Genomic DNA, 12,750 nt, shown 5'->3' with positions numbered 1-12,750 from the left:
CCGAATTCAATAAACGACCACCCGAATTCAATAAACGACCACCCGAATTCAATATATTTATTGCATAAATTCTCAAAACCTCACTTGAAACCTGATTTACTAAGGTTTTAGCTTTAGTTTTACCCCATCCTAACCATCACTGCGATTAAGTAGTAATCTTTGGGATTTAAGAAGAAATTCGACTTGTGTGTACACGGTAGCCCCGCTCTTCGGGAGGGGAGCGTTTGCGTGAGCAAATGCGGGGTGGGGTTCTTTATTTTTGATTTATGCAAGAGGTCTATTCTCTTACCCATTTTTGGCGTTGATCCCCATCCATATAATGGAAATCTTCTTTAATCTCAGCCAATAAAGTCTCTTAAACGCCTATGCTAGCGATTGGGTTAGGCAGATGGACTATATGCGTAACAGACTCGAACAAAGGATAAAGTACAGATGAGTAAATTTCTAGATACTGCAATTGTTGCGATCGCAGCCCGTGAAATTCTTGATTCACGCGGTAGACCGACAATTGAAGCCGAAGTGCATTTAGCCAATGGTGTTGTAGGACTGGCGCAGGTTCCCAGTGGTGCGTCTACTGGCACTTTTGAGGCTCACGAACTGCGTGATGGCGATAAAAGCCGTTATGGGGGCAAAGGCGTACTCAAAGCAGTACAAAACGTCAAGGAAGCACTTGCACCTCAATTGTTAGGCTTGGATGTCCTCAACCAAGAACTGCTAGACCGGACAATGATCGCTATAGATGGTTCTGCGAACAAAAAAAATTTGGGGGCTAATGCGATTTTGGGGGTTTCCCTAGCAGCAGCCAAAGCTGGTGCTGAGTCTTTAGCAATTCCTTTATATCGCTATTTGGGTGGCCCTTTAGCGAATTTGCTACCAGTGCCGTTGATGAACGTGATTAACGGTGGCGCACACGCATCAAACAACGTGGATTTTCAAGAGTTTATGATTGTGCCAATTGGCGCAACTTCCTTCCGGGAAGCCTTACGCTGGGGTGCAGAAGTGTTTGCCACCCTCAGTCAAGTATTAGATGAAAAGGGTTTGCTGACTGGTGTAGGCGATGAAGGTGGCTTTGCACCTAACCTAGAGTCTAATCAGGTGGCTTTGGAATTGCTAGTTGCTGCCATTAAGAAAGCTGGTTACAAGCCAGGGGAAGAAGTAGCTTTAGCGTTGGATGTGGCGGCTAGCGAATTTTACAAGAATGGTCAGTATGTTTACGATAGTAAACCTCACGCCCCGGCTGAATTTATTGATTATTTAGGACAACTAGTTGACCAATACCCAATTGTGTCAATTGAAGATGGCTTGCATGAAGAAGATTGGCAAAGTTGGCAATTGCTCACCCAGAAGTTAGGTTCGCGGGTGCAATTGGTAGGCGATGACTTATTTGTTACCAACGCTACTCGCTTGCAAAGAGGCATCCAGGAAAAAGCTGCTAATGCCATTTTGATTAAACTCAACCAAATTGGTTCTCTCACCGAAACCTTGGAAACAATTGATTTGGCAACTCGCAACAGTATCCGTTCAGTAATTAGCCATCGTTCTGGTGAAACTGAAGATACAACGATCGCTGATTTAGCCGTAGCAACCCGTGCCGGTCAAATTAAAACAGGTTCCCTGTGTCGCAGCGAACGTGTAGCAAAATACAATCGCTTGCTGCGAATTGAAGATGAACTAGGCGATCGCGCTGTTTATGCTGGTGCTGTAGGTTTAGGGCCTAAATAGAGTTAGGAGTTAAGAGTTAGGAGTTAGGAGTTTTAATTCATAACTAATCACTCCTAACTCCTAACTGATTTAGGGATAAAACCCCAACTTGGGCAACCCCAAAGTTTCATCCCAGCCCATCATGAGGTTTAGGCACTGAATCGCTTGTCCCGCCTGTCCTTTAATTAGATTGTCAATTGCTGACATGACAATGACGCGACCTGTGCGCGGGTCAACTTCTACACCGATATAACAAAGATTGCTACCACTAGCCCACTTGGTTTGGGGGTAAATGCCGCTACCGCAGATTTTCACCCAAGGAGAGTTGCGGTAGAAGGCTGAGAAAATTGTAATTAAATCATCTCGCACTAGACCGGGATCGCTCATTGTGGCATATACCGTTGCCAAAATACCGCGTACCATTGGGATAAGGTGCGGTGTAAATTGGATCATGAGTTCGTGACCAGCTAAGTCACTGCAAATTTGCTCAATTTCTGGGGTATGACGGTGACGGCCAATATTGAAAGCTGCTATAGAGTTGTCTGCTTCAGCTAGTAATAAGTTTGTTTGAGGTTGCCGTCCACTGCTAGATGTACCAGACTTGGCATCAATAATAGCTGTTTCTGGTCTGATTAAGCCTTGCTTTAAGAGCGGCGAAAGTGCAAGAAGACTAGCAGTGGGATAGGAACCAGGACAGCCAACGAGTTGAGCTTCGGCAATGCGATCGCGATAAAGTTCTGGTAATCCATAAACTGCTGTAGCTGCAATTGTGCGATCGCTTCTCTCAATGCCATACCAATTTGTATAAGTTGTCAAATTACTAAACCGATAGTCTGCACTCAAATCTACTACTTTACATCCTTTTTCCAACAGTTTGGGCGCGATTTGGCAAGCTAGACCATTTGGTAAAGACAGGAAAACTACTTCACAGCGGTGAGCAATTATTTCTGGTTCTACTGCTTCTATTAGCAGGTTAGTTGCATGAGCCAGATGCGGGTAGAGATCCCCAAAGGATTTTCCGATACTGCTCTCACCGCCTAAATAAACCAGTTCGACTTCTGGATGATCCATGAGTAGCCGTACTAACTGTACTCCGCCATAGCCCGACGCGCCAACAATCCCAACGGGTACGCGTCTAAATTTGCCCATGATCTGAAATCCTTATCCCATGAATGGTGAATTCGTTATCAGCTATCAACAATATCAGCGACTAGACGCACAGCGTACAAAACAGCTGAAACCCCTCTACTTTTTTCAGATGCCGAGAAGGAGTGACGCGGCGAAATTGTCAAATATTTTATTTGTCTCTCTTGTCTCCCTTGTCATGTTCATCCTTGATTGTCGTTGCACCCTTTTAATAAACCCCAATTTTAGAGGCAGAAATTTTTGCTAGGTTATCAAATCATTGCTAGTCTACTCCTCTGCCTTATAAAGGAGCTACAATCTAAAAGAAGAAATTGTTAAAAAAATTTACGTTGGTAGCTGGAAATCTTTCTGTGTCACAGCCTAATACTAACCAAGCTTTTAAATTTGATTCGATTGATGCCGCCTTAGCAGACCTAAAAGCTGGTCGCGTCATTGTAGTGGTAGATGATGAAAATAGAGAAAATGAAGGCGACTTAATTTGTGCCGCCCAATTTGCCACACCCGACATGATTAATTTCATGGCGGTAGAAGCTAGAGGGCTGATTTGTTTGGCAATGACAGGCGATCGCCTAGACGAGCTAGACTTACCCTTGATGGTAAGCAACATTACAGATACTAACCAAACTGCCTTCACTGTAAGTATTGATGCCGGCCCAGAATTGGGTGTAACCACTGGCATCTCGGCAGAAGACCGCGCCCGCACTATCCAGGTTACTCTCAACCCAGCGACAAAACCCACCGATTTACGTCGTCCTGGTCATATTTTCCCGATTCGGGCTAAAGCTGGAGGCGTACTCAAACGTGCAGGACATACGGAAGCGGCTGTGGACTTAGCCCGACTAGCAGGGCTATACCCAGCAGGAGTAATTTGTGAAATTCAAAACTCCGATGGTTCAATGGCGCGGTTGCAGCAGTTAGTCGAATATGCGAAACTTCACAATTTAAAAATCATTAGTATTGCGGATTTAATCAGTTATCGCCTACAGCACGATCGCCTCGTGTATCGTGAGGTAATTACTAAGCTGCCTAGTCAATTCGGTCAGTTTGAAATTTACGCTTACCGCCATACCCTGGATAATACAGAACACGTTGCAATTGTCAAGGGTGATCCAGCTAACTTCAAAGATGAGCCTGTAATGGTGCGGATGCACTCAGAATGCTTAACTGGTGATGCTTTGGGTTCTTTGCGCTGCGACTGTCGAATGCAGTTACAAGCTGCACTGAAAATGATTGAGTCTGCTGGTCAAGGTGTAGTTGTATACCTGCGTCAAGAAGGACGGGGAATCGGCTTGATTAACAAGCTGAAAGCCTACTCATTGCAGGATATGGGACTGGATACAGTAGAGGCAAATGAGCGTTTGGGATTTCCTGCCGACTTGCGAGACTACGGGATGGGCGCACAAATGCTCATGGATTTGGGTATCAAAAAGATACGTCTGATTACCAATAATCCCCGTAAAATTGCTGGAGTTAAGGGCTATGGGATGGAAGTAGTCGATCGCTTGCCGTTATTGATTGAGGCCAATGACTACAATTCTTATTACCTGGCAACAAAAGCGAAAAAGCTGGGCCACATGCTGTTACAAACTTATCTGGTAACAGTAGCAATCCATTGGCAAGATGACCCGGAAGCTGTGACAGAACGTTATGAACGCTTAGAAAAACTGCGACACTTAGGGAAAAGTAATGATTTATTGTTGCAGGAAGAAGCGCGTCCCTTAGCGATCGCTATATTTGACGAGCCATCTTTGACAGTACACTTGGGTTTTGATCAGCCAAAAGTTGCTAGCTGTGATTGGTATAGCCAAAGTGGTCATCCTTACATACAAGCTATCTTCCAAATTCTGGACAACCTAGCAACTTTGCCTTACATCCAGAAACTAGAATTTCTGATTTCTTCTGGTAGCGATCCCTTGAGTAATCTACAAGTCCAACTGGATCGACAGACATTTTCAGATGGTACACTGCCTTCATCGATTAGCGATCGCCTCAAGACACAGCAAATTTATAGCTTTAGCAAATAGCTTGGTTGAATATACCTCTCCCTGGTTTTACTACGCAAAACCTGTCCCTCTCCGACTCGGAGAGGGACAGACTTGAACTTTAGTTCAAGGCAGGGAGAGGTTTGTCAAACTCACTCACGTTAAATTATTTACTTACTCTATATATTGGTCTGACCTGACGATAAGTATTAAGTAAGCTCAGAAATTTATTACCATCAAAATTTATCGGGTCAACTTTTTTACCAGAACGGTCTACTAGCTTGTGGGTAGTAATGCGATCATCTGGAACTTGACTTTGAGCAATTAACCAAGCAAGAGAATTATATTGAGCTTCCGTATAGCCGCTATGGGTTTGTTGGCTGCTACCGTCATAACCATCTGGCGGTGTTTCCAAAGAAACGTGATAGGCAAAATTATTCACAGACGAGGGCAAATTTGGGTTAGTCTGCACAGTTTCCACTCCATCAGGACTATCAAATACTGAGTTAGCTGCACCAAAAGCCCGCTTTTCTGGCGGTACTAGATAAACCACCGTTCCGTCTAACTTGATTAAGGCGTGGTAACTTGCTTGCACACTTTCATCGTTATGGGCTACTTGAAAGAAATTAATCGCGCTGGAAGCAGAATAACCAGTTTCATGGAGGACGATAATTGGTTGGTTGTTGAGAAGAACGCCGTTAACATCTTGGGCGTACCGTTCTCCATAGTTAGTTGGGTTAACTGAGACAACTTGATAATTAGGTCTGTACTGTGCAAAAGCTTGAGTGGTTACATACCTTGCTACAGGCTTGTTAATCTTCACTGGGGACTTAATAACATTTTGAGATTTCTTCTCTGGCTCTTTCGCTGATTGAAATTGCGCTTGGGGATATTGACTCCAGGCTGTAACCTGTGGATTGGATGTATGGGATGTAGTCGGATTATTTTGTAATTTTGTCGCTCGTCCAATTAGCAGCACTACAATTAAAGCCATGAACATCAGTGAGATTAGTAGCACCCTAGTCGCCCAGTCTTTAAACCTCATTTTTTTAATAGCCGTAAAACAATAGATATTAATACTGCTCGGTTAAGCGAAAAACTTACGTTAATGTAGGTTGGGTTGAGGAACAAACCCAACATTTACCTAGATTTGTTGAGTAACGCTTACGCTCTACCCAACCTACAATTTCCCTTAACCGAGCAGTATTGCCATAACACCTTAATTCTAGTTAAATATACGTTTATAATCCCTGCAATAGTGCTGTTACGAGCCATTTAATTTCAATGTTGTGGGTAGCAAGCAGATTCGTGGGTATCAAAGTCTTCATCACGTAGCGCTCTTATTAATAAGGATGGATAGTTTTACCCACACCCCCTTCACCAACTACTAGCAGCTTAGAAAGATATTATTGTTTACCTTCTAACCTGGCTCGAAGATAGGTCAAAATTGCCTGCCTTCCCTGCTCAACAATTTCAGGCGGTAGCGACCTTAATTGTGGATTGTTATCGAGGAATAGCTCAGTTAAGTTGGAGAGTTGGCTGAATTCTGGCGGCAGGTTGCTGAGTTGATTGTTATCGAGGTCTAGCTCCGTTGCCTTTTCTCTGGCAGCTTTTTCAATAATTTGCAACAGTTCTTCGTTTGTCACCTGCAAACCTTACCAACTCTGTAGCGATATTTACCAGTATCGCAGGTTATGGGGAGTGGGGCTAGATTAATGTGTTCTATCTGCGTAGAAAGGGCTGTAATGTTGAAATTAGTAAAGTGCGTAGGCGTAGCCCGTCGTAGACATCGCAACTCTTGCAATAACATTCACTCATCCACGAGTATCAAAGACTCGCTCACGAGTATCAAAGACTCGCTCACGAGTATCAAAGACTCGCTCACGAGTATAAAAGACTCGCTCACGAGTATCAAAGACTCGCTCACGAGTATCAAAGACTCGCTCACGAGTATCAAAGACTCGTTCACGAGTATCAAAGACTCGTTCACGAGTATCAAAGACTCATCGGCGAGTATTAAAGACTCGCTCACGAGTATCAAAGACTCATTCACGAGTATCAAAGACTCATCGGCGAGTATTAAAGGTGCGTTACGCTTTCGCGCCCATTCCCAACAACCGCCTCAGAATTCATTCTGAGGCTAATAGTTAAAGTCTTCTAAAGAAGACTCAGAAGCGGTTTTAGTCCACTAAAGTGGACTTGGGCTATTAGCCTGAAACTTTGAGTTCCAGGCGGGTTAGGTAGCAATACGATTCTCCTTAACTTTCGCGCTAACACACCCTATGACTACGATCGCTTTATAATTGCGATCGCAGCTATGAAACAACATCTATAAGTACTTATCCCAATTCTCTTGATGGAGAGACGGTTTGGTTAGTTTGAGAAGTTGGTTTATTCAAGAAGAAATTCCAGAGTCTTTGAATAGCTATTATTAGAAAACCAATCACAATCACTCCAGCTACCACTGGTAAAGCTAGCGCCAGCACAGACAGTCCGATTGCGATGAGCAATTCAATGGTTGACACAACTGGATTGGTTAATCCACCTGAAACGCCTGTAGAACTTATCCGCAATATATTCGTTAATCCCTGAGTTAATCCTGCGGTTCCACCACCAGCAATTAAAGCTAACGTCCATTGCACCAGTGGATTCATCTCTGGAGCAACAGATGCTGTTACGATTGTCCCGGCGATAAATGCCGCAGGAGTGGCTACAATATCCAGCAGATGATCCAACCAAGGAATGTAATAACCGGTAATTTCCAGCAAACAAGCGACTGCAAATACAATTACAGCTTGAGGTGTTTCCAGCCAATCAAAGTCAGTTGGCAAATCAAAATGTCCAAAAACTGAAGCCACACTCAATGCTAGCAGTGGTACAAATACTCTGAAGCCAGCCGCCGCGCTCAAACTAATCCCCAGTAATAATTCAATAAATGTATTTAGATTGAACAAAGAATTTAAATCCATAGTAAGACTCAAGTTATACTCCTGGTGTTTTTTCCATCTTTGAGCTGAACGGAGTAACAACTCTAAGCTGTGATCCCAAGATAAGAAACTTGGCGAAAATATTTCATCTGACTATGTGTAGAATTCAGTCAAACCCCACCTGTGTCAATACTGCGTAGGTTTTGCCTAAAAAATAACTCCAATGTAGGTTGCGTTTCGTTCCTCAACCCAACATTTTCAGGGCTTTGTTGGGTTTCACGACCTTCAACCCCTCCCCGCAAGCAGGCTACGGTATACGCATAAGTCGAAAAATTCTCTACACACATTTTTGTCAAAGCTAAACTGTCACACTCACCGACATCCCGCCCAGAACTGAAGTTCAGCGGCTCATAGCTGAAGTCCACTCAAGTGGACTGAATTGATTATTTAGTCCACTTGAGTGGACTTTAGCTATCAGACTCGGAATTCATTCCGAGGCGGGATAGAAACGCAGTGCGAGATTTATTAATAAAGATATGGCTGCGGTAAGACTTGTGTGTACATCGTAGGCTCTTCGGGAAGGGAAACAAAGCGTAGCTTTGGCGGGGTGGGGTTCTTCGAGTTTAATAAGCAATCAAGCGACATGATATAAGGGCGCTTTTGCATAATTCTGTCATCGCCAATCTTGATAAATCAGGTCAAAATGAGCCAAAGGTGAGTTTCAGCAAAACAGACTTTATTAAAACGTGCCAAAAATATCATAATTTTGGAAAATAATAAAGTAAGTCGAGTATCACATGACTCACTTGATATCCTCATTTCTTCTAGGAAAATATGACTCATCCTTTCCTTGAACGCCTGCGTAGTCCAGATAGCCCAGTCCTTGTCTTCGACGGGGCGATGGGAACCAACTTACAAACCCAAAACCTCACTGCTGAAGACTTCGGCGGCCCACAGTATGAAGGTTGTAACGAATACTTAGTCCACACTAAACCCGAAGCAGTCGCTAAGGTTCACCGTGACTTTCTCGCTGCTGGCGCAGATGTCATTGAAACGGATACCTTTGGCAGTACGTCCCTTGTGCTGGCAGAATATGACTTGGCAGACCAAGCCTACTACCTCAGCAAGACAGCAGCAGAATTGGCGAAGCGTGTCGCTGCGGAATTTTCCACGCCAGAAAAACCCCGGTTTGTTGCAGGTTCTATCGGCCCCACAACAAAACTTCCTACCTTGGGACATATTGACTTTGATACCATGAAAGCTACTTTTGCCGAACAAGCAGAAGCGCTGTGGGATGGTGGTGTCGATTTATTCCTGGTGGAAACTTGCCAAGATGTGCTGCAAATTAAGGCGGCGCTGAATGCTATTGAAGAAGTGTTTGCCAAAAAAGGCGATCGCCGTCCGTTGATGGTGTCTGTGACAATGGAAAGCATGGGCACAATGTTGGTTGGTTCAGAAATCAGTGCTGTGCTGACAATTCTGGAACCTTACCCAATTGACATTCTCGGCTTAAACTGTGCCACAGGCCCAGACTTGATGAAACCACATATCAAGTATCTGGCAGAACATTCACCTTTCATCGTTTCCTGTATTCCCAACGCGGGTTTACCTGAGAACGTCGGCGGTCAAGCGCACTACCGCCTGACACCGTTGGAATTACGGATGTCATTGATGCACTTTGTTGAAGATTTGGGTGTCCAAGTGATCGGGGGTTGCTGTGGGACACGTCCAGAACACATTCAACAATTGGCAGAAGTCGCTAAAGACCTGAAGCCAAAAGTTAGACATCCTAGCTTAGAACCAGCAGCAGCATCAATTTACACCACTCAGCCCTACGACCAAGATAATTCCTTCTTGATTGTTGGTGAACGTCTCAACGCCAGTGGTTCCAAGAAGTGCCGCGATTTACTGAATGCCGAAGATTGGGATGGACTCGTTTCAATGGCGAGGGCGCAAGTAAAAGAAGGCGCACACATCCTCGATGTCAACGTCGATTATGTGGGACGTGACGGTGTACGAGATATGCACGAATTAGTTTCGCGCATTGTTAATAATGTGACATTACCTTTAATGCTTGACTCCACCGAATGGGAAAAGATGGAGGCGGGTTTAAAAGTTGCCGGTGGTAAGTGCTTGCTTAACTCCACCAATTACGAAGATGGGGAACCGCGCTTTTTGAAGGTGCTAGAGTTAGCGAAAAAATACGGTGCTGGTGTAGTCATTGGTACTATCGATGAAGATGGAATGGCGCGGACAGCAGACAGAAAGTTTGCGATCGCCCAACGCGCATACCGTCAAGCTGTAGAATATGGCATACCACCCACAGAAATATTCTTTGATACCCTAGCGTTACCAATTTCCACCGGGATTGAAGAAGACCGAGAAAACGGTAAAGCGACAATTGAATCAATCCGGCGAATTCGTCAAGAATTGCCTGGATGCCATGTGATTTTGGGTGTTTCTAATATTTCCTTTGGTTTGAATCCAGCCTCGCGGATAGTGCTGAACTCAGTGTTTTTGCACGAGGCGACAACGGCGGGAATGGATGCAGCCATTGTCAGTGCTAACAAAATTTTACCGCTCTCTAAGATTGAGGCACGCCATCAAGAAATCTGTCGCCAGTTGATTTATGATGAGCGGAAGTTTGAGGGTAATGCTTGCGTTTACGATCCCTTGGGAGAGCTTACCACAGCGTTTGCTGGGGTGACAACAAAACGCGATCGCTCCTTAGATGAAAGTCTCCCCATCCCAGAACGTCTAAAACGTCACATCATCGACGGCGAACGCATAGGCTTAGAAGAACATCTGAAAAAAGCCTTAGAAGAATATCCCCCCTTAGAAATTATCAACACCTTCCTGCTAGATGGCATGAAAGTTGTCGGGGAATTATTCGGTTCTGGACAAATGCAGCTACCCTTTGTCTTGCAATCTGCGGAAACCATGAAAGCGGCGGTGGCGTTTCTAGAACCGTTCATGGAAAAATCAGAATCAGGCAACAATGCCAAGGGAACCTTTATCATTGCCACAGTGAAAGGCGATGTCCACGACATTGGTAAAAACTTGGTGGATATCATCTTATCCAACAACGGCTACAAGGTGATTAACCTGGGAATTAAACAGCCAGTGGAAAACATCATCAACGCTTACGAACAGCACAAAGCTGATTGTATAGCCATGAGTGGTTTACTGGTAAAATCCACCGCCTTTATGAAAGAGAACTTGGAGGTATTCAACGAAAAGGGAATTAGTGTCCCCGTCATATTAGGTGGTGCGGCGCTGACTCCGAAATTTGTGCATGAAGATTGCCAAAAGACCTACAAAGGTAAAGTTGTGTATGGCAAAGATGCCTTTTCTGACTTGCACTTCATGGATAAATTAATGCCAGCAAAGGCCGCTGGTAACTGGGAAGATTTGCAGGGATTTTTGAACGAAGTCAAAACTGCTGAACTAGAGACTAATAACCAAAAATCAAAAATCGCTACTGAAGAATCCCCACTCAGTACAGACGCGATTAATCGCGTCTCCCCACTCCCCATAGATACAAGACGTTCTGATGCTGTAGCGATAGATATTGAACGTCCCACACCGCCTTTCTGGGGAACGCAGTTATTGCAGCCTAGTGATATTCCCATCGAGGAAATATTCTGGCATTTAGATTTACAAGCTTTAATTGCTGGACAGTGGCAATTCCGTAAACCAAAGGAACAATCTAAGGAAGAATATCAGGCTTTCTTAGCTGAGAAAGTGTACCCAATTTTAGAAACTTGGAAACAGCGAATTATTGAAGAGAATTTGTTGCATCCCCAGGTGATTTATGGGTATTTTCCTTGTCAAGCCGAGGGAAATTCTCTACATATATATGACTCAAAGAAGCAATCACAACAGGTTGCAACTTTCGAGTTTCCCAGACAAAAGTCTTTAAGGCGGCTGTGCATAGCAGATTTCTTTGCACCGAAGGAGTCGGGAATTATTGATGTCTTCCCGATGCAGGCGGTGACTGTAGGGGAGATTGCGACAGAATTCGCCCAAAAGCTGTTTGTTGCCAATCAATACACCGATTATCTGTATTTCCACGGCATGGCGGTACAGGTAGCGGAAGCTGTAGCTGAGTGGACACACGCCAGAATACGCCGAGAGTTAGGTTTTGCTACTGATAGCGAAGCGGTAGCGAGTACTCGAGCGTCTGAACCCGACAATATTCGGGATATATTAGCACAACGCTATCGTGGCTCGCGGTATAGCTTTGGGTATCCAGCTTGTCCAAATATTCAAGACCAGTACAAGCAACTGGAGTTATTGCAGACTGACAGGATTAACTTGTATATGGATGAAAGTGAACAACTTTATCCAGAACAGTCTACCACTGCGATTATTGCTTACCACCCACTAGCAAAATACTTTAGCGCTTAATCCATCATATCCCCTCCCCCTCTCCTTAATAAGGAGAGGGGTGCCCGAAGGGCGGGGTGAGGTTATTATATTGTGAGCAATTCAATCAAGGCGGGATAAACATTTACAGCGATCGCTTGACCTCACCCCAACCCTCTCCTTATAAAAGAGAGAGGACTGGAATTTGAAATAAAAATGACTAAACTTTATAACAAAAATAGTGAAATAGAAAAAAGGCGACGATTACGCCAAAATATAACAAAAGCCGAGAAAATTATTTGGGATAAAATCAGAGATAGACAGTTGGAAAACTGTAAATTTCGCCGACAATATAGTGTGGATAAATTTGTTATAGATTTTTATAGTTCTGAATTAAAGTTAGCTATAGAATATAATTATTTTGCAGCCACCTGATATCTTTCCTTTAACAGATGGGTATTATAAGCTTACTCTCTTAACAACATCTTCATAAATTTGCTTTTAGATAAGATACATTCCGCAAATTTACTGTGAAGTTATGTTCTTACTCTTTATCGAACTTAAATCAAATAATTATCAAAAAATCAGTATTTACCGGATAAAATTAACACTTAATGAATGGTATA

General features: G+C 43.8%; 9 protein-coding genes. 4 read left to right on the top strand and 5 right to left on the bottom strand.

Translation table 11 applies throughout. The features are described 5' to 3' along the window. Positions 1–432 precede the first annotated feature (432 nt). A complete protein-coding gene (eno, locus tag LC586_RS24035) occupies positions 433–1,722 on the top strand; it encodes a phosphopyruvate hydratase (protein ID WP_229487173.1) in 1,290 nt (429 codons plus the stop codon). Between the two features lie 69 nt (positions 1,723–1,791). Here eno and argC read toward each other — a convergent pair whose 3' ends face one another. Continuing rightward, complete coding sequence (gene argC / locus LC586_RS24030) at positions 1,792–2,850, bottom strand: N-acetyl-gamma-glutamyl-phosphate reductase (RefSeq protein WP_229487172.1); 1,059 nt, start codon at positions 2,848–2,850, stop codon at positions 1,792–1,794. Between the two features lie 347 nt (positions 2,851–3,197). Between argC and ribBA the strand changes: the two genes are divergently transcribed. Then, positions 3,198–4,871, top strand: a complete 1,674-nt coding sequence (gene ribBA, locus LC586_RS24025; protein WP_229487171.1) for a bifunctional 3,4-dihydroxy-2-butanone-4-phosphate synthase/GTP cyclohydrolase II — start codon at positions 3,198–3,200, stop codon at positions 4,869–4,871. A 124-nt stretch (positions 4,872–4,995) separates the two neighbouring features. Here ribBA and LC586_RS24020 read toward each other — a convergent pair whose 3' ends face one another. The 4 genes from LC586_RS24020 to LC586_RS24005 all read right to left on the bottom strand — a co-directional run bounded on the left by LC586_RS24020 (position 4,996) and on the right by LC586_RS24005 (position 7,810). Further along, entirely contained in the window at positions 4,996–5,874 is an 879-nt protein-coding gene (locus LC586_RS24020; RefSeq protein WP_229487170.1) for an N-acetylmuramoyl-L-alanine amidase, read from the bottom strand. 361 nt (positions 5,875–6,235) lie between these two features. Continuing rightward, complete coding sequence (locus LC586_RS24015; RefSeq protein ID WP_229487169.1) at positions 6,236–6,475, bottom strand: leucine-rich repeat domain-containing protein; 240 nt, start codon at positions 6,473–6,475, stop codon at positions 6,236–6,238. Positions 6,476–6,639: 164 nt separating this feature from the next. After that, positions 6,640–6,882 (bottom strand): hypothetical protein, encoded by a 243-nt coding sequence (locus LC586_RS24010; RefSeq protein WP_229487168.1) that lies wholly within the window; start codon positions 6,880–6,882, stop codon positions 6,640–6,642. 286 nt (positions 6,883–7,168) lie between these two features. Further along, positions 7,169–7,810, bottom strand: a complete 642-nt coding sequence (locus LC586_RS24005; protein ID WP_229487167.1) for a DUF4126 domain-containing protein — start codon at positions 7,808–7,810, stop codon at positions 7,169–7,171. Positions 7,811–8,590: 780 nt separating this feature from the next. On the opposite strand from LC586_RS24005, the gene metH reads away from it, so the two are divergent. Together metH and LC586_RS23995 are read left to right on the top strand one after the other, a co-directional pair. Further along, on the top strand, positions 8,591–12,166 hold the full coding sequence (gene metH / locus LC586_RS24000; protein ID WP_229487166.1) for a methionine synthase: 3,576 nt from the start codon (positions 8,591–8,593) through the stop codon (positions 12,164–12,166). 174 nt (positions 12,167–12,340) lie between these two features. Then, positions 12,341–12,559 carry an endonuclease domain-containing protein gene (locus LC586_RS23995; protein WP_229487165.1) on the top strand — a complete coding sequence of 73 codons (219 nt, stop codon included), beginning with the start codon at positions 12,341–12,343 and terminating at the stop codon, positions 12,557–12,559. Positions 12,560–12,750: the final 191 nt, after the last annotated feature.

It is taken from the genome of Nostoc favosum CHAB5714 (assembly GCF_020829495.1).
Taxonomy (GTDB): Bacteria; Cyanobacteriota; Cyanobacteriia; order Cyanobacteriales; family Nostocaceae; genus Nostoc; species Nostoc favosum.
This window is presented reverse-complemented; position numbering and strand designations above follow the sequence as displayed.

What these genes read in the sequence shown, in the direction of transcription:
- LC586_RS23995 (WP_229487165.1), top strand. Translation starts at nt 12,341, where the DNA reads ATGACTAAACTTTATAACAAAAATAGTGAAATAGAAAAAAGGCGACGA.
- metH (WP_229487166.1), top strand. Translation starts at nt 8,591, where the DNA reads ATGACTCATCCTTTCCTTGAACGCCTGCGTAGTCCAGATAGCCCAGTC.
- argC (WP_229487172.1), bottom strand. Translation starts at nt 2,850, where the DNA reads ATGGGCAAATTTAGACGCGTACCCGTTGGGATTGTTGGCGCGTCGGGC.
- LC586_RS24020 (WP_229487170.1), bottom strand. Translation starts at nt 5,874, where the DNA reads ATGAGGTTTAAAGACTGGGCGACTAGGGTGCTACTAATCTCACTGATG.
- eno (WP_229487173.1), top strand. Translation starts at nt 433, where the DNA reads ATGAGTAAATTTCTAGATACTGCAATTGTTGCGATCGCAGCCCGTGAA.